Genomic DNA, 21,034 nt, shown 5'->3' with positions numbered 1-21,034 from the left:
TGGGCTGCGGCACATCAGCGTCCCCTCCCGCGCGGATAGGGCAGACGTTCGCGGTCGGGTGCAAGGGGAACGGCTGCGAGCCCGACGAGAAAGGCCGTCAGATGGCCGACCTCGGTGAAGGTCGGCCGCGCGATGGCGTTGACGCTCAGCGCGCCGAGCGCCGCGACTTGGCACCGTCGCCGCCACGGCCGAACCACGTAGCCGGACAACGCGCCTGCCACGCCGAGCATGAAGTAGCTGGCGCCGACGTCGCGTGCGTTCACCAAGCGCTGAGGCGCCCTGCCGCGGTGGATCAGCAGCCGCAGAAAGCTCTGCCCAACAAGGGTCCCGATGACGTGCGCCGCGATGCCGACGAAAAGCCAACGCCACGAACCCAATCGGCGTTCGGCCGGCGCGACGACGCCGACGAACATCGGCACGTAGGGCCACCATCTCGGGTCGTCGAGCCAGAACAGGATCGCCGCGAGCACCCGCGACGGCTCGGAGCGCAGACGGCGCAGGTTGGTGGAATGCGCGCGCTGAATCCGCTTGCCGCCGTGCCGCCCGGCCGACCGCTGGATGCGCGTGGTGACGAACAGGACGGCCAGCCAGAGGTAGCTCAGCGGGGCATCGACCACATGGTCAACTTACCGAGCAGGCGCGTTTGTGGTACCGCATCTGGTGCCACAATTCGACGGGCACTATCGGTTCCGATTTTGTGACTGGAGTGACGAAAGCGCCCGAAACTCGTGTCGGGAGCACGCTTTCCCGCACGGTAGCGTCGGGGCGTGGACACCCACTACACCTACCGCGTGGAGTGGTCGGAGGACAGCGTCCAATATTTCGCCCGGTGCCTGGAGATCGACGGACTCTTCGCGACGGCTCCGACCGCGCAGGAGGCCCTCGCCCGCGCCGAGGCCGCCGTCGTCGCCTACCTCCAAGAACGCGAAGAGGTCTTCGGCCTCGAACCACCGAAACCGTTGTCCGAGAGGAACTTCAGCGGTCGTTTCATGGTCCGCATGTCGCGCAACCTGCACGCCCGGCTGGTGATGGAAGCCAACGAGCAAGCCGTTTCGCTCAACCAATGGGTCCTGCAGAAGCTCACCGACCGCAAGCCGACACTGGACTGGTGAACTAGCTGACCGCGCCGTTGATCACCGGCTTGTCGATCATCCCCGCATCGACGCCCCACTTGGTCGCGATGGCCGCGTACTCGCCGGTCGACATGACGTGCTCCAACGCCAGCCGCAACGATTCCGCCAGCCTGGAGCCCTTGGCCACCGGCCAGCCGTACGGCGCGGTGTCGAACACCTCGCCTGCCGGCTCCAAGGCGCCGCCGCTGCCCTTGATCGCGAACCCGGTCACCGGCGAATCCGCCGAAATCGCGTCGATCTCGCCGTTGATCAAGGCCGTGGTCAGCTCGTCCTGACGCGGATAGACCACCGCCTGCACCGGCGGCAGGCCCGCCGCCACGCACTGGTCGCTCTTGGCGGGAATCTCGACGGTCTCGTGCGTCGTGCCCGGTGTCATCCCGACCCGCAGCCCGCACGCGGCGTTCGGGTCGACACCGGATCCGGCGCGCTGCGCCCACAGCGTGCCCGCCGAGAAGTACGTCACGAAGTCGACGCGTTCCTGACGCTCGAAAGTGTCGGTGAATGACGACATCCCGACGTTCAACTCGCCGCGCTGCACCGTTGGGATGATGTCCTCGAACACGAACTCGCGGTATTCCGGGATGAGGCCCAACGTCTTTGCCAGCGCGTTCATCAGGTCGACGTCGAAGCCGACGATGTCGCCGCCGGAGTTCTTGAACTCGTTGGGGGCGTACGGCACGTTGACGCCGATCGTCAACCGGCCGGACCCCTTGATGTCGGCGGGCAGCGTCGCCGCGATCTCGGGAACCATCCCCTCCGGACCTTCCGCGACCGCCGACGTCGGCGAGGTGGATCCGCTTTCGCTTCGTACACCCCAAAGCTGCCACCCCGCGACCGCCAGCGCCGCGATCACCAGCACCGCAGCGCCCGCCAGCGCCACCGCCCGCGCCGACAGTCCACCGCGCTTTGCCCGCCCCGCGGAGTGGCGGCCCGATCCGCCGCCCGTCGTCCGCACCGGCACGCTGAGCGCCTGCCGCGCCGCGGCCGCGAGTTCGCCCGCGGTCTGATAGCGCTTGGCCGGCTTCTTCGCCATGCCCTTGGCGATGACATCGTCGAACGCGGCCAGCTTCGGGTCGGTGGCCGACGGCTTCGGCGGCGGCGCGTTGATGTGGCGGGCGATCTGCTGCTCGAGGCTGTCCACCGGATAGGGCCGCGAACCCGTCAGGCATTCATAAAGCACGCACGTCAGCGCGTAGACATCCGAACGCGGGTCGATCTCGCCGCCCTCGAAGCGCTCGGGCGACATGTACGCCATCGTGCCCAGCGTGCTGCCCGCGGTCGTCAGACCCTGCTGACCGGCCGTGCGGGCCAGCCCGAAATCGATCAGGTAGGCGAAGTCGTGGTCGGTGATCAGGATGTTCGACGGCTTGACGTCGCGGTGGATCAGCCCCTGCTCATGCGCGGCGTCCAACGCGGCCGCGACCTGTTCGATGATCGACACCGCAAGCGACGGCTTCAGCCTGCCGCCGTCGCTGATGATCGAGCCGAGGTTGCGACCCTCGATCAGCCGCATGTCCAGGTAGAGCTTGTCGTCGAATTCTCCGAAGCCGTGGATCGGCACCACATGCGGTTCGTTCAGGCCTGCGGCGGCCTGCGACTCGCGCCGGAACCGCTTCTGGAAGACCTCGTCCTTGGCCAGGTGCGACGGCAGTACCTTCAGTGCGACGACGCGGTCGGTGTTGGTGTCGTAGGCCTTGTAGACCTCGCCCATTCCGCCCCGGCCGATCAGCTCCTGAAGCCGATAGTGCCCGAATGGTGTCGCATCCAACGCGTTTACTCCTGGGCAGGCGAACCCACTTTGATATGTCGCTTGAAGCTACACCACGTTTGCCGGGGTTGTCCGTGCGTGCGCACAACAGAACACCGCAGGCAACTCCGCTCAGACGCCGGTCACACCGTCGATACGCTCGCGAATCAAATCCGCATGTCCGCAATGGCGCGCATACTCGCCGATCATGTGCGCATAGATCCAGCGCAAACTCACCGCGCCGGCCGCAAACGGGCTGGTGTCGTCCAGCTGCCGCGTCGCGCAGTTGGCGCGGGCGCGGTCGATTTCGTCTTGCCAGATCTGCGCGGCGGCGCGTCCTCACCGGCCAGCACGCGGCGGAACCAGTTGCGTTCCACTTCGGCGGCGTGCTGGATCAACCCCAGCAGCGTCATCGTCGACGGCGGCACCGGCCGCTCGCTCGACGTCATCGGCGGCTACGTCTCGTCGGCGACCTGCTCGCGGGTCTGGTGACCGCCAGGCGCGTCGGGGTCGTCGTTCTGGTGGTCGAGCTCGTCCTGGATCTCGCGCTGCTCCTCGGTCACCTTGGTGGCGTCTTCGGGCTTGGCCGGCGGATCGTTGTGTTCCATCGAAAGACCTTCCTATCGCTACTGCGAGCCGTATTGCAGCGCAGGCTCATCGGAGTCGACACCGCTGCCGCTGAGGATCCGCAGCCGGTCCGGGCGCACCTCGTAGCGGGCGCCGTCGGCCGGGTTGACGGCGTCGAACCCGCTTCCGTTCGGCCTGGCGTTGTCGAGTTGGATGTTGGCGCCGTCGCGCAACCGTTCGCCGCGGTACTGGTAGTTCCCCGGCGACGTCTCGCACACCACCGCCATCGACTGCGACGTCTGGATGGCCGACACCAGTTTGGAACCGGGATCGCAGCGTGTGGTGTGCCCGACGAAGCCCTGGCTGTCCACGCCCGTCATGTTCGCGAAGCCGGGCGCAGGCGTGGTCGCCGTGGTGGGCGTTGTGGTCGGCGTGGTCGGGGTGGTCGTGGGCGTGGTGGTCGGCGTCGATGTGGCTGTTGTGGTGGCCGCGGTCGTCGTCGGGGCCGTCGTCGTCACCGTCGTGGTGCTCGGCGACGGCGGGGCCGCCAGCCTGGTCTGCGGCTCTGAGGCGCCGTCGCGGTCACTGAACACCAGCATCGAGGCCAGCACGACAGCGGCCGCGAACAGCACGATAACCGCGGCGCCGAGGACCACCTGCGTGGTGTTGAACCGCTTCTTGCCCGGCGGTGGCGGCGGCGGCTGAGGTGTCTGCGGGGCCTGCGGGCTCTGCGCGTAGGCGGCCGGCGGGTACGGCGTGTATCCCGTGCCTGCCGGGTTCTCGTAGAGCGCTGTGAACGGCCGCGTGCTCTGCGGATTCGTCGGCGCTGTGTTCGGCGGATTCAGCGCGGGCGGCGGCGGCGCTGGCGGCAGCGCGGCGCCCTCCGCGGCCGCCCTCGCCGCCTTGGCCAGCTCGCCCGCGGTCGCGTACCGGTCCCCCGGCGTCTTGGCCATGCCTTTCGCGATCACTTCGTCGAACGCGCGGTTGATGCCCCTGCGCATGATGCTGGGCCGCGGCGGCGGCGAGAACATGTGCGCGCTCATCAGCTGCCGCAAATCGCCGCCGGTTTCGAAAGGCGCCCGGCCCGTGAGGCATTCGTACAGCAGACACGCCAACGAGTAGATGTCGGCGGCAGGCCCGACCTTCCCGCCGGCAAACCGTTCCGCGGCCATGTAGGCGGCCGAGCCGATGATCAGACCCGTCGACGTCACGCTGGCGTCGCCGCCGGCGTGGGCGATGCCGAAGTCGACGAGATAGGCGAAGTCGTCGGGCGTCAGCAGCACGTTCTCCGGCTTGATGTCGCGGTGCACCAGGCCGTCGGCGTGCGCGGCGTCGAGCGCCGACGCCACCTGGGAGATGATGTTCACCGCCCGCTTCGGCTCCAGCGGCCCGTTGTTTCGCAGTTCGTCCTTCAGGCTGTGGCCCTCGACGAGGCGCATGTCGATGAACAGGGTGCCGTCGATCTCGCCGAAGTCGTGCACCGGGATGACATGCGGTTCCTGCAGTCGAGCCGCGACCCTGGACTCGCGGCGGAAGCGCTCCTGATAGCTCTTGTCCGCGGCCATCTCGGCGCGTAGCAGTTTGACGGCGACCATCCGCTCCTTGACGGTGTCGTACGCGCGATACACCTCGCCCATTCCCCCGACACCGATCAGAGAATGCAGCTCATACGGGCCGAATCGAGTGCCCAGTCGTGAACCGCCCTGCGGGGAGGCCATTCGTATTCCTTTCCGTCCCTTCGCACGTCGCGAACCACCGCCGCCGGCCCGACGTGCGGCTCCAACCTGTTGTTCCCGCATCGACGCCCGTTTTACTCATCCGGCAGCCAGTTGACCTGGATGCGGACGCCTGTTCCCCCGACAGAACGCGACGCGAATGGGGGCCCCAAGGGCCCCAATAGGTTCTACGGTACTGGCATGGCAGAACAGTCGCCCGCAGTGACCATCTCGCATCCACCGGAAGCCGTTCTGCATGCGGTAAACCCGCTCGTGCGCCGGCTTCTGCGAACACCGCTTGCCGGTAGAGCTCGCAAGCAGCTCATGGTGTTGAACTTCACCGGCCGCAAGAGCGGACGGCGCTACTCGATCCCCGTCACCGCACACCGCATTGACGGCGATCTCTACGCGATCGCCGCCGCGGGCTGGAAAGCCAACTTCCGCGACGGCGCCGACGCCGAGGTGCTTCTCGACGGGCGGACCACCACCATGCGCGGCGAGCTGATCCGCGACCCCACCGCCGTCGCGCACGTGTGCCACCGCGCGGCCGAGTCGTACGGCGTCAAGGAGGCACAGCGCCTGATGGGGCTGAAGTTCCGTGACGGCCGCATCCCCACCGTCGAGGAGTTCACCGAGGCGGCGCGGCGCGAAGGCGTGGCCGCGGTCAGACTGACGCCGCGGTCGTAGCCGCGCTCATAGCCGCGTTGCCGTCGGGGCGCCCACTCCTTGCCGCCCAGCGTGAAACCTCTGCGATTTTCGTGCCGATTTCTCGCACATGCTTCACGCTCGCGGAAGTGGTTAGTAGGTGGCCGCCGCGAGCGCCAGGATCTCGTCGCGGTCGGCCCGCAACAGGTAGCCCGCCCGGATCGTCGCGTCCAAAGAGTCGGTGAAGCGGGCCAGATACTCGTTCTTGCCGCCGGGATACAACTCATCGCGGGTGTGCTCGTCGAACCGCTCACCCGTGCCGAAGAGCAGCGCGATCGGTTGCTCGGTCGCGTCGCCGACCTCGCCGGAGGTGACGGCGACCGGCACGTCGACCCAGGGCGTCCGCAGGCCTCCTTCGGCGATGCCATGCTCGTCGCGGACCAGCGGCGGCGGATCCTCGTCGCCGACCTCCAACCGCGGCGCGCTCGGCGGCGGCGTGCCGGTGCGCACCCACTCGTGCAACCCGTTCAGCGCCGCCTGCAGCACGTAGTGGTGTTGCGGCGCGAAGTTGATGCAGTGGTCGAGTTGCTGACCCATCAATGTGTCGGTCGGCGTGTAGGCGGCGGCGATCTGCTCCATCGGTGTCGCGCCGCTGTCGATGAACCCGACCGCGATCGTGTAGGCGTCGGCGTGTGAGGTGCCCGCGATCTCCCACGTCCGCAGGTGCTCGGTGTCCTGCTGCCGAGCGACGTAGTAGCCCGGCAGGATCGCGCCGACGACGTCGGTCTCGGTGATGACACTCATCACGGGCACCCGCAGGTCGTCGCGGAACGGCGCGGGATCCTTCAAACCGCCCGCCATCGCCTCGAGCGTGTTGGTGCCGTCCAGCGGCGCCGACCCGCCGAACCGCGAGTGCACAAGGAACCCGTCGAAGACGTTGGCCAGGCGATCCACCGAATTGATGTAGGTGGTCAGATACATTGCCGACTGCGATTCGCCGACCGCGACAACGTATTTCGGCTTCAGCCTGCCGAGCACCTCGTCGCCGTCGCGGACCAGCGCGCCGACCTGGCTGAACATGTCGTACGAGTAGGCGTCGCCGGGGTGATGCAGCTGCGAATACCGCTGCGGGTTCTGGGTTTTCAACGAGAAGTCGCCGACGAGGCTCATACCGCCCTGGACGCCGACCTGCTGGGCCGACACGCAGACGTAGGCGTAGCCCTCGCGCACGATTTCACGGTGGGCCATCAACCAGACCGCGGGCGCGTCGACGCCGCCGCTGACGTTGAGCCACTCCACCATCGCGGTGCCGTTGAACTTCTCGACATCGATCGGCGTCAGCGCCACGACGCGGGTGGTGTAGTCCGCCTGTGCGCCTTCGCCCGCGTACGACGACGCCGTGCCCGAGACGAAGTACTCCTGGGCCGCATAGCCCAAGTCGGCGAGATCGTAGGCGCCGATGATCAGGTTCGGCTGGCCCTCGACGGGTGTGACGGACGGCATGGCGACGACACTATCGATCGACCGGGTGATACTGAGTCGGTGGTCGAACGCAACGTGCTGGGTACACCGCTGGAGCCGTGCGGCACCGATCCGATGACCGGGTTCTACCGCGACGGCTGCTGCTCGTCCGGCGTCGAGGACATCGGTCTGCACACGATCTGCGCGGTGATGACGGCCGAGTTTCTGGAGCACCAGGTGTTCATCGGCAACGACCTGTCGACCCCGCGGCCGGAGTACCGCTTCCCCGGCCTGGTGCCCGGCGATCGTTGGTGTGTGACCGCCGCGAACTGGCTGAAGGCCTATCAGGATGGTCGGGCCGCGCCGGTGGTGATGGCGTCGACGCATGAACGCACGCTCGAGATCGTGCCGCTCGAGGCGCTCGCCGAGCACGCCGTCGACGTCCCCGACGACCCCAGCGACCTCTAATCCCCCGCCGCTAATCCCCCGCCGCGAAACTGCGTTCCCGCAGCAAAATGTCGAGTAGGGCCCTGCGGGAATACAGTTTCACGGCAAGCGGCTGCTAGGGCGCCAGGCGCAGGATGCGGTCGTCGCCGGGGCGCGGGGAGCCGCGGCCGTCGCGGTTGCTGGTGGAGAACCACAGCGTGCCGTCGGGTGCGGGCTCGACCGTGCGCAAGCGCCCGTACTGTCCGGCGAACAATGCGACGGGTTCGCCCAATGCCCCGTCGCCGCCGACGGGGATGCGGTAGAGCCGCTGGCCGCGCAGGCAGGCCACCCACAATGACCCGCCGTAGTACGCCAGCCCGGACGGCGACGCTTCACCGGTGGCCCATTCGACGGCCGGATTGATCAGGCCGGGCTCGTCGGACCTGCCCTCAGCGGTCGGCCAGCCGTAGTTGCCGCCGGGCTGGATAAGGTTGAGCTCGTCGACCCGGTTCGCGCCGTATTCGGTCGCCCACAACCGGCCCGCTGAGTCCCACGCCAGACCCTGGATGTTGCGATGCCCGTACGACCAGATCGGCGACGACGGATCGGGGTTGTCCGACGGTATGGACCCGTCGGGGTTGATCCGCAGCAGCTTGCCGCCCAGCGACGACTTGTCTTGCGACAGACCGGGATTGCCCGTTTCGCCGGTGGCGACGTAGAGCTTGCCGTCAGGTCCGAACGCGATGCGCCCGCCGTCGTGGCGACTGCCCGCGGGAATGCCGGTGAAGATCGGCGTCTGCCCGGTCAGCGTGTTGCCGTCGAACCGCATCCTCACGACGCGGTTGTCCTGCCCGGTGGTGAGGTAGGCGAACACGGTGTCGCCCGCCGTCGCAAGGCCCAGCAGCCCGCCCTCGCCGCGAGGTGCGACACCGGCCACGCTGCCCGCGTCGGTCACTTCGCCGGATACCAACCGCTTGACCGATCCGCTGTCGCGTTCGGCGATCAACGCGCTGCCGTCGCCCAGGAACGCGATGCCCCACGGCACCGCGAGGCCGGTCGCGACGTCTTCGGCGCCGTCGTTCGGCTGACCGCTCGATTCGACGTCATTGGCACACGCGACGACCAACATCAACGCCGACGCCAGCGCCAGCACAGCCCGCTTCACACTGGCGCGAAGGGAGACGGCCATACGTCTGTATACCCCGGATGCCCCCGCCGCAGAGGCGGTTATCGTTGCGATATCAGGGTTTTTCGCCGATTCGCCACACCGGTGGCGCTGATCTTCGTGGGGGCCTTCCTGACGCAATGCGGCGCCCCTTCTCCGCCTGCGCCGACGACGACATCGACGACGACCGTCCCGACGACAACCACATCGACGAGAACCACATCGACGAGAACCACACCGCCGACGACCGCGTCCACCGCCAAGCCGACGACGCGGCCCACCCCAACGACGCCCACACCCGCCGCAGCGACCGTGCGGCCGGTCACCGCCGCCGAACTCGGCGCCAGCTGGCGGCCGGGTTGCCCCGTCGGCCCGGAGCTGCTGCGTCGGGTTTCGCTGGACCACGTCGGCTTCGACGGGCAGACCCACCGCGGCGAGCTGATCGTGCACCAGGATCTCGTCGCCGACGTCATCGCGGTGTTCGAGCAGCTGTACCGGCTGCGCTATCCGATCGAAAAGATGCGCACGGTCGAGCACTACCCTGACGCCCTCGACGAACTGTCGATGGAGGACAACAACACCTCGGCGTTCAACTGCCGCCCACTGCCGTCGGGGCGCGGCTGGTCGCTGCACGCCTACGGCAGGGCCATCGACATCAACCCGCTGATCAATCCGTACATCGACAGCCGCGGCAACATCGAGCCGAAGAACGCCGGGCCGTTTCTAGACCGTGCCCGCACCGACCCGGGCATGCTGCATGCCGGTGATCCCGCCGTGCTGGCGTTCACCGATCGCGGCTGGCGCTGGGGCGGCGACTGGCGCACGCCGAAGGACTATCAGCACTTCGAACGCCGCTGACGAACCGTTACGGGTTCGGATACTCGTACTTCGGCTCGTGGAAGCGGTTGATGATCGGGATCCGCTCGATGATCTTGTCGCGCAGGCGCGGCTGCGGCTGCACGGCGGGCACCTGCGGCTGCACCGCGGGCACCTGCGGTTGCACGGGCGGAGCGTAGGCGGGCGCAGGCGGTGAGTACGCCGGAGCCGGCGGTGAGTACGCCGGAGCCGGCGGCGTGTACACAGGCGCGGGCGGCACGTATTCCGGTGCGGGCGGCACCGCCGCGGGCGGCTCGACCTCGGGCACCGCTGCCGGTGCGGGCGGGGCGGCGGCCATCGTCTGCGCGACGGGCGGAGCCGCGGGCTCTGGTGCGGGCGGCGGGGCTGCCGGCGCGGGCTTCGGCGCGGCCGCCTCGGGCTTCGGCGCGGCCGCCTCGGGCTTCGGCGCAGGGGCAGCCTCGCGCGGCTCCAGTTTCGGCGCGGCCAGCGCGGCCTTCACCTCCGACGGCCCAGGCGTCGGGCCGGCCTGCTCGCCGGTGGCGCTGGCGTTCTTCGTCTGCTCGGTCTGCGCACCAGGGGTGGCGCGCATGCCCAGCGCCACCGACAGCGACACGACCAGTGTCACCGCCGCAGCGGCCACCACCGACGTCAGTACCCGGGTGGTCGACATCGCGGGCAGCTTGAACAGCGATCTCGGCGGAGCGGTAAGCGCGTTCACCGCAAGAGCCGCGGCCACCGCGGCCCCGCGCGTCATCGCCATGTCGGCTTCGGCCGACGAGATCACCGGCGCGGCCGCGACCGGGTCCATCGACGAAATGACCGGCTCCAGATCCGTCGAGCCGACGACGAAGACGGCGTCCAGCTGGCGGTCGTTGAGATCCAGCGCGATCACGCTGCTGGCCAGTTCGATGTTGCCGTCGGCGGGCAGCTCCTGGCGGTCGACGGTGACACCGTCGGGGCCCACCACCGCGACGAGGGTGGCGTCGGGCTCGAAGACGCAGACCGCGACGTCCTGGTAGCCCGCGAGCGCGGCGATGCCGCCTGCCAGCGCCTCGGCGGCCTCGACCTCCGAGACGGAGACGACGTTCTGCACCCCGCGGGCCTCGAGCGCGGCGAGGATCGCGCCCGCGACGATGTCGCCGTCGGTGGTCCACGTCACGCCGACCGCGTGCAGGCCGTTCTCGAGAACCGTCTCGTTGGCGTCCAGCAACACTGTCAGCAGGGCTTCTGCGTCGAAGGACTCGACGTCGTCGATGTCGAGCGCGCCACGGTCGACGGCGTCGCCGTCGCCGGTCCAGCCTTCGACGAGCACCCAGCGGACGGCTGTCGAGGTCACCGACAGACCGAGCACCAGGTCCATTCGCTTACCCCCTCTGCCTGTCATCCAGGTCAGAGACTACAGCCGAGCCCTGTCGGGGGCCTATTCACGCGAAGAATTCTGCACTGGACATCTACGCCGGGGCCAGGCCTACGGTTGAGCCCATACCGCCGAAACTCGACCACCTATTAAGGACGCTATGACCGCCACCATGCGCGATGCCCAACTGACGGGACAGATGCTGATCGCCGGTGAACTCGTTCGCGGGTCCGGCAAAGAGATCCGCGCCTTCGACCCCACCGCGGGACACGAACTCGAACCGGCCTACCCGTACGGCGACGCCTCGCATGTCGACGCGGCCTGCGCCGCCGCGGCCGCCGCGTTCGCCGACTATCGCGCCACCACGTCCGAACAGCGTGCCCGCTTCCTCGAAGCGATCGCCGACAACATCGACGCCGCAACGGACGCGATCGCCGCCCGCGCCGTCGCCGAGAGCGGCCTTCCGCAGGCCCGGCTCACCGGCGAAGTCGCCCGCACCACCGGTCAGCTGCGGCTGTTCGCCGACGTGCTGCGGGAGGGCAGCTGGAACGGCGCCCGCATCGACCCGGCGCTGCCCGATCGAAAACCGCTGCCGCGGCCGGACATTCGGCAGCGCTCTATCCCGGTGGGACCCGTCGCGGTGTTCGGCGCCAGCAACTTCCCGTTGGCGTTCTCGGTGGCAGGCGGTGACACCGCATCGGCGCTGGCCGCCGGGTGCCCCGTCGTCGTCAAGGCGCACGACGCCCACCCCGGCACTTCGGAACTCGTCGGCAGGGCGATCGCCGACGCCGTGGCCGCCGCGGATCTGCCCGCAGGCACGTTCTCGCTGCTGTACGGCTACGGGCCGGACCTCGGGGTGACGCTGGTGACCGACCCGCGCATCAAGGCCGTCGGGTTCACCGGATCACGTTCCGGCGGAAGGGCTCTCGTCGCCGCGGCGGCGAGCCGGCCGGAGCCGATACCGGTCTACGCCGAGATGAGTTCGATCAACCCGGTGTTCCTGCTCGACGGAGCGCTGGAAAGCCGCGGCGCCGATCTGGGCCGCGCATTCGTCAACTCGCTGACGCTCGGCTCGGGACAGTTCTGCACCAACCCTGGTCTGGTGATCGCTGTCGACGGGCCTGGCCTCGAGTCGTTCATCGCCGCCGCGCGCGACGCGATCGCACAGACCGACGCCACCCCGATGCTCACCCCCGCCATCGCGCATGCGTACGCCGAGGGCGTCAAGAAGTTCGAGGCGGACGCTGAGCTGATCGTGCGCGGCAAGGAGAGCGACAGCGAAACAACCTGCCGCGCAGCGTTGTTCGCCACCGACGTCGACCACTTTCTCAAGTCGGAGGCGCTGCAGAGCGAGGTCTTCGGCTCCTCCAGCCTCGTGGTGCGGTGCACCAATACGGCCGAGATGCGCGCCGTCGCCGACAACATCGAGGGCCAACTCACCGCGTCGATCCATGCCGACGAATCCGACTACGACGAGGCACGGCAACTGCTGCCGCTGCTGGAGTTGAAGGCTGGCCGGATCATCTTCGACGGCTGGCCGACGGGCGTCGAGGTCTGCCACGCGATGGTGCACGGCGGCCCCTCGCCCGCCACGTCGGATTCGCGCACCACATCGGTCGGTGCGCGTGCCATCGAGCGCTTCCTGCGGCCGGTCTGCTATCAGAACGCGCCGAAGTCGTTGCTGCCCAGCGCGATTGCCGACGGCAACCCCGAACACCTGTGGCGGCGCATCGACGGCAGGCTGCAGCAGGACTGACCCGTCAGCCGTCGACGGTGCGGCGCGCGCGTTTGGCCTCATACATCGCGAGGTCGGCGTCGCGCAAAATCTCGTCGGCGCTTCGCTTTTCGTCGCGGCGCACTTCGATGACACCGATGCTAGCCGCGATCGCCGTGGTGGTGCCGCCGACGGCAACGGGGGTCTGCAGTTCGCGGCGCAGCCGCTCGATCATCTCGTCGAGTTGCTCGCGGCTGGCGTCGCGGAAGACGAGCACGACGAACTCGTCGCCGCCGAGGCGGCCGGCCACGTCGTCGGGGTCCACCACGCGCCGCAGGCACGCCGCCGCAGCCCGCAGCAGTTCGTCGCCCGCGGTGTGGCCGAGGGTGTCGTTGATCGACTTGAGGTCGTCGATGTCGATGAACAGCACCGCGCGCAGCTTGTCGGCGTCATCGGGTGCGGCGAGCGCCTTCTTGAGCCTGCGCAGCACCGACACCCGATTCGGCAGCTCGGTGAGCGCGTCATGGGTGGCGTAGAACAGCACTTTGTCGGCGGTCTTGCGCTGGTCGGTGACGTCGGCGAACGACAGCAACATGTCCGACTGGCCGGGTAGGGCGGGAGCGAGCAGGCGGGCGCTGGACAGCAACCAGACACGCTGCCCGTCCGGGCGGTCGAATCCGTAGAGCTGGTTGTAGAACGGCACACCGGTGCGCAGCACGGCCATCGCGGGCCGTTGCAGGGGCGGGATGTTCACGCCGTCGACGTCGTAGAACCGGAAGCGGCTGGTGATCTCGAAGAAGTTGCCGCCGAGGTGCTCGAGCCCGCCGCCGATGATCTGCACGGCGGCGGGGTTGATCGACTTGATGCAGCCGGCCTTGTCGGTGACGATGACGCCTTCGGCCATCGACCCGACGACAGCTTCGAAGTGCTGTTCGGCGCGGTGCAGGGCGGTCATGTCGCAGCAGACGAACACGAAGCCGTCGGCCATCACCGCGGCCGAAACCCGGACGTCGAGCGGTGTGCCGTCGGCCGCGCGGTGGGTGCTGTGCACAATGCCGCCGGAGGCGACGATCGCGACCGGGTCCGCCGCTCCGCCCACCAGTTCGCTGATCGGGCGGCCGTAGGCCTCGTCGACCGACCATCCGTAGATCGCCTCGGCGGCGGGATTCCAGCTGGTGACCAGTCCGGTCGCGGTGGTCGCAATGATGGCGTCGCTGACGTGGTTGATCAATGCCGCCTGATATCGCAGGACGGTCTCTGCGGCGTACCGCGAGCTGACGTCGCGGGTGATGACCTGGTAGGCGATCTCGCCGCACCACAGCGTCTTGACGATGACGACCTCGACCTCGAGCCGCGTACCGTCCAAGCGGATCATCTGCGCCGGGTACCGCGGCGAGCAGTCGCCGACCTCGCGCAACTCCGCGAGGCCTGCCTCCATCGGGGTCAGTGATTCACGTGCGACGAAATCGGTGAGGAGACGGCCCACGAGATCGTCGCTGGACTGGGCGCGCATCAGGCGCACGCCGGCGTCGTTGACATACAGCAGGCGGCCGTGTTGATGCACGCAGATTGCATCGGGACTGCCTTCGATCAGCCTTCGGAACTGATCGTCGGCCAGTCCAGTGGGGAACCCTTCAGCGCCAAGAATGCGCACTGCCTTGCCGTCGATGTTTGCCAAGGTACCGGGTGTCAAAAAGCGACACGCCCGAATTCGGAGCTGTAATTAACGCTCTGCAGAAATTGACGGCAAAGTCAGAATTATACGGCCGCTTGGCTTTTGAAGACCTGTCGGAGACCCGCCCGAAACGCCTTATGCGCGAATGCTGTTGCGGTCCGCTGTGGGCGCCAGACGCGCCACCCCGCGAAGTATCCAGGGGGTATGTCGGACGACCGCCGCCATGGCCCTGTCGGACCTGCGCATGCCGGCACGAGGTCCCGGCGTCGGTGTAGACACCAGCCTCGCTTCGGCTGAACCCGTCGGCACGCCGTTGCGGCTGACCGCGAGCAGATCCCACGTGCCAGGAACGCCGCGCAACTCGACACTGCCGCGGTCGTCGAACGCGATCCCCGACCCGACGACGAGGTCGCGCACGGTGCGCGAGACGACAATCTCCCCCGGACCCGAGTGGCCCAGGATCCGCGCTGCGATGTGGACGGCAAGCCCGCCGATGTCGGCGTCCATGAGTTCGCATTCACCGGTGTGGATCGCCGCTCGGATCTTGATGCTCAGCGCCTCCGCTTCTGCGCACAACGCCTCGGCACATCGGATCGCTTGGGTGGGCCCGTCAAACGTCAGCAGATGACCATCGCCGGTGTTCTTCACGACGGTGCCGTCAAACGGTTCGGCCGCTTCGGCGGTCATCTCGCGGAAGCGTTGCAGCGTGGCGCGCCACCGCTCGTCGCCCGCCGCCGCGGCATGCGCCGTCGACGCCACGATGTCGGTGAACAACACGGTCCGCAGGGCCCGGTGCGACTGGGGCGGCGCCAGGTGTCCCCCGGTGAGAAACTCCTCGATCTCGCTCAGAATCCGATCGGGTTCGGTGGCCCACGGCCCGTGTTCGCGGCCCTCGACTTCGAGGAACCGCGCGCCGGGTATGTGGTCGGCGAGGTAACGACCCAACTGCACCGGTATCAGGTCACCGCGGGCATGGATGACCAGCGTCGGCGCGGTGATCGTCGGCAGGATCGGCCGCACGTCGAGGCTCAACACCGATTGCATCGTCGCGCGCACCATTCCGGGGCTGGCGCACATGCGCTCCAACATCGCCCGCTGCCGGACCGATCCCGCGCCCGGAAACAGAATCCGCACCGTCTCGCCGCTGCCCCACGACCGTGTGGCCGTTCGAGCCATCTCGACGAGGCAGGCGATCTGTTCCATCGACGGCATGTACTTCTCGTCGCCCTCGTTCTCGCGGGCCATCGAACAGAGCCGGGCATGCACCACGGATGGCTCACGGTCCAGGTCTTCCCATTCCGCGGTAAACCACGGAAAGGACCCGTACAGAATCAACGCCCTCGCCCGCTGCGGCCGTTTCGCGGTGAACACCAACGACGCGGGTCCGCCCTCGCTCATCCCGAAGACGACGGCCTTGGTGAAGCCGACGGCATCCATGACCGCCTCGATCTCGGCCGCGCGATCGTCCAAGGTGCGAATCCGCGGAATCGGGTCCGACAGTCCCACGCCTGCCTTGTCGAAGATCACGATCCGGCAGTAGGTGGCGAGCTGGTCGAAGAAGGCCTTGAAGTCGGGCAGGGTCCAGAACAGCTCGACATGGGTGATCATCGGTCCGACGAAAACCAGCTCGATCGGCCCGTCGCCGAAGACCTGATAAGCCAGGCTCAGGTCGCCGCACGAGGCGTACGCCGTTTCCGGCATCAACCGAGCGTATTTAACGCCGAAAGCAAAAATTCGCGATTGGCAGTTTCCCCGCCGCTTAGCCGCCCGCCTACCCGCCGTGCGCAATGTCGTGTCCCGGCGAGCGTGTCCGGTTAACTAGTCGCGTGCGAGTCGACGGGCGGGAAGTCACCGTTACGGGCAGCTTGCTGCAACCGCTGACCCGGCGCACCAGCGATATCCTGCGGCTCGTCCTTGCGACGGCGTTCCTCGCGATCGTCATCACCACTTCGCTGCTCACCCGCTATGACTGGGTCGCGCTGGAGCGATCCATCTCCGACGTCGTCGGCGTGCTCACCCCCACCCAGTCCAACCTGGTCTATCTGGCCTACGGCATCGCGATCGTGGTGCTGCCGTTCGCCATCCTCGTCGGGCTGATCGTCGGGCGGAACTGGAAGCTGCTCGGCGCCTACGCCGCGGCGGGCATCGTCGCCGTGCTCGCGCTGTCGGTGCGTCCCGACGGCGTCGCCGCGCCGCGGTGGCACTTCGACGTCGCCGACCAGCCCAAGACCTTCCTGTCGCAGTTCCTCGATGACCCGCGCTGGATCGCGATGCTGGCGGCGATGCTGACGGTGTCGGGGCCGTGGCTGCCCGCCCGGTGGCGGCGCTGGTGGTGGGCGCTGCTGCTGGCCTTCGTGCCGATCCACCTGGTGGTCAGCACCGTGGTGCCGGCCCGGTCGCTGCTGGGGTTGGCCGTGGGCTGGTTCGTCGGCGCCCTGGTCATCCTGGTCGTCGGCACGCCCGCGCTGGAGGTGCCGCTCGAGGGCGCCGTCCGGGCGATGCAGCGGCGGGGCTGCACGATCACCGGTTTGACCGTGATCCGGCTGGCCGGCCGCGGGTCACTGCTGCTGTCGGCCGACTGCGACGGCGACGGCAAGTCCATCGAGCTCGAGTTGTACAGCCCGAATCAGCGCAGCGGCGGTGCGCTGCGTCAGCTGTGGCGCAAGGCCACGCTGCGCGGCGGCGAAACGGCGCCGTTGCACGCGTCGATGCGCCGCGTGGTGGAGCATCGTGCGCTGATGGCGATCGCCATCGGCGATCTGGGGGTCGCCAACACCACGCCGCTGGCCGTCACATCGCTCGACCGCGGCTGGACGATGTTCGCGCACACGCCTGCGCGCGGCACGCCGCTCGAAGACGCCGCGGAGATGATGCTGGTGGCCCGCATCTGGGGAGCGCTGCGTGTGCTGCACGACCAGTACATCTCGCACGGCGACCTGCGCGCCAAGAAGATCACCGTCGACGACGGCGCAGCGCTGTTCGGCGGCTTCGACCACGCCGAGTACGGAGCCACCGACGCGCAACTGCAATCCGACATCGCCCAGCTGCTGGTGACCACGAGCGCGCTGTACGACGCGCCGACCGCGGTGCGTGCTGCGATGGGCGTATTCGGCAAGGCGACGGTGTTGACGGCATCGCGGAGACTCACCAAAGCTGCTGTCCCCAAACGCATTCGGGATGAATGCGGCGCAACCAAGGCGACGCTGGCCGAGGTGCGCGACGAGGTGAAACTGCAGACCGGGGCCGACGAGATCGAGACCGAAACCGTCACCCGGTTCAACCGCAACCAGATTCTGCAGATGGTGCTGATCGTCGCGTTGGTCTATGTGGCGTTGCCGTTCATCAGCACCGTGCCGACGTTCTTCGCCGAACTGCGGACGGCGAACTGGTGGTGGGCGCTACTGGGCCTTGCCGTGTCGGCGTTGAAGTACACCGGCGCCGCGGCCGCGCTGTGGGCGTGCGCCGACGGGCTGGTCAGCTTCCGCAATCTCACGATCATGCAGGTGGCAAACACCTTCGCCGCCACCACGACACCCGCAGGCGTCGGCGGTCTGGCGTTGAGCGCGCGGTTCCTGCAGAAGGGCGGACTCGGTGCGTTGCGCGCCGCAACGGCGGTGGCGCTGCAGCAGTCGGTGCAGGTGGTCACCCACATCGGCCTGCTGATTCTGTTCAGCGCCTTCGCCGGTGCCTCTGCGGACCTGTCGAAGTTCGTTCCGTCGGCCACGATCTTGTACGCGGTCGCCGGGATATTGCTGGTGGTCCTCGCGGCGTTCGTCGTCGTGCCCAGGCTGCGCAAGTGGCTGGTGGCGACACTGGGGCCGCGCATCTCAGAGGTGTTGCGCGACCTGCGTGAGCTCGCGACCGAACCGCGCCGCCTCGTTCTCATCGTTCTCGGTTGTGCGGCAACGACTCTCGGCGGTGCGTTGGCGCTGTGGGCGTGCATCTCGGCGTTCGGCGGCGACGCTTCGTTCATCACGGTGACGGTGGTGACGATGATCGGCGGCACGTTGGCGTCGGCTGCACCCACGCCCGGCGGTGTCGGCGCGGTCGAGGCGGCGTTGATCGGTGGTCTGGCCGCGTTCGGGGTGCCCGCCGGGGTAGCCGTGCCGTCGGTGCTGCTGTACCGGGTGTTGACGTGCTGGCTGCCGGTGTTCGTGGGCTGGTTCCTGATGCGCTGGATGACGAGTAAGGATATGGTCTAGCGGGGATCTGGCACGGTTAACTCGTGGCAGACGTTAAACGCCCAGCGTGTCAGGCTATTTCGTGATCGACGGCGAAAAACCGCCCAACTGTGAAAATAAGCGATTCATGTGACGTTCATAAACAATTGGATTTTCGAAATGCCGGTTTGTTGCCGGTATGTCAGCATGGCGCCGTGAGGGCAGGCCACATCGCGATCACGATCGCAGCGACGGCAGCGGGATTGACGCTGGCCGCCGCGCCGTCGGCGTCGGCGGAGCCATGCCCTGACGTGGAAGTCGTTTTCGCGCGCGGCACCGCCGAGGCGCCCGGTTTGGGTCCGACGGGCGAGGCGTTCGTCGAAGCGCTGCGCTCGCGCATCGGCGACAAGTCGATGGAGGTCTATCCCGTCAACTACCCGGCCACCACCGACTTTCCCCGAGCCGTTGACGGCATCAGAGACGCCAGCGCGAAGGTCGAATCGGTCGCGGCGGCCTGCCCGGACACCCGCATCGTGCTGGGCGGGTTCTCGCAGGGTGCTGCCGTGGCGGGCTTCGTCACGGCCGACGTCATACCCGACGGCGTGCCCGAGGGTGTCCCCAATCCCATGCCGGCCGATGTGGCCGAACACGTCGCGGCCGTCGCGCTGTTCGGCACCCCCAACGAGCGGTTCATGCGGGTGATCAACCAGCCGGACATCGTCGTCGGCCCGTTGTATGCGGACAAGACCATCGATCTGTGCGTGCCCGAGGACTTCGTGTGCTCGAGCGGGCGCGACTGGAACGCGCACACGCAGTACAAGGAGACGGGGATGGTCGATCAGGCGGCAACATTCGTCGCCGCCAAACTCGCGACACCCCAGGAGGACGAGGAGACGCCTGGGGACAGCGACGCGACACCGCGGACTCCTACGGTTTCGCCCCTGTCCACGGGCCGGCCGCACCTGGGCACTCCTGCTGCGCCGCAACTGTCGACCACCCCGGCCGCGCCGCAACTGTCGACCATCCCGGTCGCGCCGCCCGCGCCGCCGCCCGCCCCGCAACCGCACTTGCAACCCTCGCCGGAGACGATCGCGTCGTGTGCGACGGAGTGCCGTGTCGTCGGACCCGAGTAGGTCACTGGGCTCGTTCCCAAGCGGACGCGTCACCAGGCGCGCGATCATCAAAGGCGCGCTGGCCGCACCCCTGATCGGGTTGGCCGTGTCGACGTTCGACCCACCACGGGCAGCAGCGGCCAACGGCAAGCTGATCGATTTCACCGAGCTGCAGGTCCCTGCCGATCAGATCGCCGCAGCCGGCTACACCGGCGCGTTGGTGTACGTATCGGAATTACGGCCGGGCGCCACCTTCGATTTCAAACCGGTCACCCGAAAGTACGCGGACGCGTTGCGCGCACTGGGCCTTCAGGTGGTCAGCTGCTATCAGTACGGCAAGCCCGGCTGGCCGACGCCGTCGGACTTCACCCGCGGCTATGACGGCGGCGTCGCCGATGCGCAAACCGCCTCGCGCCTGCATGCCGCTGCCGGTGGACCGGACACCGCGCCGATCTTCTTCAGCATCGACGAGGACATCGACCAGTCGACGTGGAAAAGCGTTGCGGTCAACTGGCTTCGCGGTATCAACTCGGTGCTCGGCGTCGAACGCACCGGCGTCTACGGGCACGCGGGCGTGTGCAAGTGGGCCATCGCCGACGGCGTCATCGGGCAGTCCACCACGCCGGGCTACCGGTGGGCGTGGCAGACCAGGGCGTGGTCAGACGGCGTGCGCGCGCCGGCGGCGGTGCTGTACCAACGCGTGATCGTCACCGCCTCCGACCCGGGCATCAGCCTCGGCGGCAGCCACGTCGACGAAAACGACATCCTGGCAGCCGATTACGGCCAATGGGACCTGGACCGCTAAGCGGACGTCGCACCTCCGCAGCAGACCTGACGCTTGGTGTCCTCGCCCGCTGAGCTTCGAGGGCTGGCACCGAATGTTTCCGAGTCGGCCAACACGGTGTAGACCTCCCACTTCTCCCCCGCCGGTCCGGTGACCCAGACCTTGTCCTGGGTGGCGAAGCAACACGTGGTGCCGATCTCCTCGTCGGTGAACAGCCCTTCACCCGCGAGCCGGGCGATCTCGGCGTGCACGCTGTCGCTTGATTCGACCTCGACGCCCAGGTGGTTGAGGGTGCCGCCCTGCCCGGGGTTCTCGATCAGGACCAGCTTCAGCGCAGGGTCGGCGACCGCGAAGTTGGCGTAGCCCTCTTTGAGCTTGGCGGGCTCGGTGTTGAACAACTTTGAGTAGAACGCCACGGCCTCCTCGAGGTTGTCGACGTTCAGGGCGAGCTGCACACGGGACATGGCACACCTTCCTAGGTTTTCGACTTATATCGAACTACACAGCCATCATGCTCCACCTTTTTGACTTATGTC

Annotated in this window: 18 protein-coding genes and 1 pseudogene; 8 read left to right on the top strand and 11 right to left on the bottom strand. The window is 68.1% G+C overall.

What is annotated here, in order from left to right:
* Window positions 1-14: 14 nt before the first annotated feature.
* Window positions 15-617 carry a rhomboid-like protein gene (locus CQY20_RS16305; RefSeq protein ID WP_097941118.1) on the bottom strand — a complete coding sequence of 201 codons (603 nt, stop codon included), beginning with the start codon at window positions 615-617 and terminating at the stop codon, window positions 15-17.
* A 150-nt stretch (window positions 618-767) separates the two neighbouring features.
* Here CQY20_RS16305 and CQY20_RS16300 point away from each other — a divergent pair, with 150 nt between their 5' ends.
* Window positions 768-1,112, top strand: a complete 345-nt coding sequence (locus tag CQY20_RS16300; RefSeq protein WP_097941117.1) for a type II toxin-antitoxin system HicB family antitoxin — start codon at window positions 768-770, stop codon at window positions 1,110-1,112.
* A 1-nt stretch (window position 1,113) separates the two neighbouring features.
* On the opposite strand, the gene stpK7 is transcribed toward CQY20_RS16300, so the two are convergent.
* The 4 genes and pseudogenes from stpK7 to CQY20_RS16285 form a co-directional block, all read right to left on the bottom strand.
* The gene (gene stpK7 / locus CQY20_RS16295) at window positions 1,114-2,901 is read right to left on the bottom strand and encodes a serine/threonine protein kinase StpK7 (RefSeq protein ID WP_097941116.1); all 1,788 of its coding nucleotides are present in this window, start codon (window positions 2,899-2,901) and stop codon (window positions 1,114-1,116) included.
* A gap of 111 nt (window positions 2,902-3,012) precedes the next feature.
* A pseudogene (locus tag CQY20_RS16290) lies at window positions 3,013-3,308 on the bottom strand (mycothiol transferase); the annotation flags it as partial.
* A gap of 27 nt (window positions 3,309-3,335) precedes the next feature.
* Window positions 3,336-3,488, bottom strand: coding sequence for a hypothetical protein (locus CQY20_RS34875; RefSeq protein ID WP_165789267.1), 153 nt, complete (start codon window positions 3,486-3,488; stop codon window positions 3,336-3,338).
* 18 nt (window positions 3,489-3,506) lie between these two features.
* Window positions 3,507-5,165, bottom strand: a complete 1,659-nt coding sequence (locus CQY20_RS16285) for a serine/threonine-protein kinase (protein ID WP_097941115.1) — start codon at window positions 5,163-5,165, stop codon at window positions 3,507-3,509.
* A 198-nt stretch (window positions 5,166-5,363) separates the two neighbouring features.
* On the opposite strand from CQY20_RS16285, the gene CQY20_RS16280 reads away from it, so the two are divergent.
* Window positions 5,364-5,849, top strand: a complete 486-nt coding sequence (locus CQY20_RS16280) for a hypothetical protein (protein WP_097941114.1) — start codon at window positions 5,364-5,366, stop codon at window positions 5,847-5,849.
* A 111-nt stretch (window positions 5,850-5,960) separates the two neighbouring features.
* On the opposite strand, the gene CQY20_RS16275 is transcribed toward CQY20_RS16280, so the two are convergent.
* The gene (locus CQY20_RS16275; RefSeq protein WP_097941113.1) at window positions 5,961-7,310 is read right to left on the bottom strand and encodes an alpha/beta hydrolase domain-containing protein; all 1,350 of its coding nucleotides are present in this window, start codon (window positions 7,308-7,310) and stop codon (window positions 5,961-5,963) included.
* Between the two features lie 39 nt (window positions 7,311-7,349).
* Here CQY20_RS16275 and CQY20_RS16270 point away from each other — a divergent pair, with 39 nt between their 5' ends.
* A complete protein-coding gene (locus CQY20_RS16270) occupies window positions 7,350-7,736 on the top strand; it encodes a DUF2237 family protein (RefSeq protein WP_097941112.1) in 387 nt (128 codons plus the stop codon).
* 94 nt (window positions 7,737-7,830) lie between these two features.
* Here CQY20_RS16270 and CQY20_RS16265 read toward each other — a convergent pair whose 3' ends face one another.
* Entirely contained in the window at window positions 7,831-8,883 is a 1,053-nt protein-coding gene (locus CQY20_RS16265; protein WP_097941111.1) for a PQQ-dependent sugar dehydrogenase, read from the bottom strand.
* Window positions 8,884-8,934: 51 nt separating this feature from the next.
* Here CQY20_RS16265 and CQY20_RS16260 point away from each other — a divergent pair, with 51 nt between their 5' ends.
* Window positions 8,935-9,717 (top strand): M15 family metallopeptidase, encoded by a 783-nt coding sequence (locus tag CQY20_RS16260; protein ID WP_097941151.1) that lies wholly within the window; start codon window positions 8,935-8,937, stop codon window positions 9,715-9,717.
* A 7-nt stretch (window positions 9,718-9,724) separates the two neighbouring features.
* Here CQY20_RS16260 and CQY20_RS16255 read toward each other — a convergent pair whose 3' ends face one another.
* Window positions 9,725-11,080, bottom strand: a complete 1,356-nt coding sequence (locus CQY20_RS16255) for a DUF7159 family protein (RefSeq protein WP_308494445.1) — start codon at window positions 11,078-11,080, stop codon at window positions 9,725-9,727.
* Between the two features lie 133 nt (window positions 11,081-11,213).
* Here CQY20_RS16255 and CQY20_RS16250 point away from each other — a divergent pair, with 133 nt between their 5' ends.
* Complete coding sequence (locus CQY20_RS16250; protein WP_097941109.1) at window positions 11,214-12,809, top strand: aldehyde dehydrogenase (NADP(+)); 1,596 nt, start codon at window positions 11,214-11,216, stop codon at window positions 12,807-12,809.
* Window positions 12,810-12,813: 4 nt separating this feature from the next.
* Here CQY20_RS16250 and CQY20_RS16245 read toward each other — a convergent pair whose 3' ends face one another.
* Entirely contained in the window at window positions 12,814-14,445 is a 1,632-nt protein-coding gene (locus tag CQY20_RS16245; protein WP_133119076.1) for a sensor domain-containing protein, read from the bottom strand.
* A gap of 132 nt (window positions 14,446-14,577) precedes the next feature.
* Window positions 14,578-16,143 (bottom strand): adenylate/guanylate cyclase domain-containing protein, encoded by a 1,566-nt coding sequence (locus tag CQY20_RS16240; RefSeq protein ID WP_097941107.1) that lies wholly within the window; start codon window positions 16,141-16,143, stop codon window positions 14,578-14,580.
* Between the two features lie 125 nt (window positions 16,144-16,268).
* Here CQY20_RS16240 and CQY20_RS16235 point away from each other — a divergent pair, with 125 nt between their 5' ends.
* The 3 genes from CQY20_RS16235 (at window position 16,269) to CQY20_RS16225 (ending at window position 20,519) form a co-directional block, all read left to right on the top strand.
* The gene (locus CQY20_RS16235; protein ID WP_097941106.1) at window positions 16,269-18,644 is read left to right on the top strand and encodes a lysylphosphatidylglycerol synthase transmembrane domain-containing protein; all 2,376 of its coding nucleotides are present in this window, start codon (window positions 16,269-16,271) and stop codon (window positions 18,642-18,644) included.
* Between the two features lie 173 nt (window positions 18,645-18,817).
* Window positions 18,818-19,735: a cutinase family protein gene (locus tag CQY20_RS16230; protein WP_097941105.1), complete on the top strand. Its 918-nt coding sequence runs from the start codon at window positions 18,818-18,820 to the stop codon at window positions 19,733-19,735.
* Between the two features lie 4 nt (window positions 19,736-19,739).
* Entirely contained in the window at window positions 19,740-20,519 is a 780-nt protein-coding gene (locus CQY20_RS16225) for a DUF1906 domain-containing protein (protein ID WP_097941150.1), read from the top strand.
* Here the strand turns inward: CQY20_RS16225 and CQY20_RS16220 are convergent.
* A complete protein-coding gene (locus CQY20_RS16220) occupies window positions 20,516-20,962 on the bottom strand; it encodes an ArsI/CadI family heavy metal resistance metalloenzyme (RefSeq protein ID WP_097941104.1) in 447 nt (148 codons plus the stop codon). The genes CQY20_RS16225 and CQY20_RS16220 overlap by 4 nt on opposite strands.
* Window positions 20,963-21,034 lie beyond the last annotated feature (72 nt).

This window comes from Mycolicibacterium agri (assembly GCF_002553505.1).
Taxonomy (GTDB): Bacteria; Actinomycetota; Actinomycetes; order Mycobacteriales; family Mycobacteriaceae; genus Mycobacterium; species Mycobacterium agri.
This window is presented reverse-complemented; position numbering and strand designations above follow the sequence as displayed.

Bases quoted from the DNA above. Each gene is read 5' to 3' on its own strand.
- CQY20_RS16240 (WP_097941107.1), bottom strand. From the start codon at position 16,143: ATGCCGGAAACGGCGTACGCCTCGTGCGGCGACCTGAGCCTGGCTTAT.
- CQY20_RS34875 (WP_165789267.1), bottom strand. From the start codon at position 3,488: ATGGAACACAACGATCCGCCGGCCAAGCCCGAAGACGCCACCAAGGTG.
- CQY20_RS16250 (WP_097941109.1), top strand. From the start codon at position 11,214: ATGACCGCCACCATGCGCGATGCCCAACTGACGGGACAGATGCTGATC.
- CQY20_RS16220 (WP_097941104.1), bottom strand. From the start codon at position 20,962: ATGTCCCGTGTGCAGCTCGCCCTGAACGTCGACAACCTCGAGGAGGCC.
- CQY20_RS16280 (WP_097941114.1), top strand. From the start codon at position 5,364: ATGGCAGAACAGTCGCCCGCAGTGACCATCTCGCATCCACCGGAAGCC.
- CQY20_RS16285 (WP_097941115.1), bottom strand. From the start codon at position 5,165: ATGGCCTCCCCGCAGGGCGGTTCACGACTGGGCACTCGATTCGGCCCG.
- CQY20_RS16275 (WP_097941113.1), bottom strand. From the start codon at position 7,310: ATGCCGTCCGTCACACCCGTCGAGGGCCAGCCGAACCTGATCATCGGC.
- CQY20_RS16265 (WP_097941111.1), bottom strand. From the start codon at position 8,883: ATGGCCGTCTCCCTTCGCGCCAGTGTGAAGCGGGCTGTGCTGGCGCTG.
- CQY20_RS16255 (WP_308494445.1), bottom strand. From the start codon at position 11,080: ATGACAGGCAGAGGGGGTAAGCGAATGGACCTGGTGCTCGGTCTGTCG.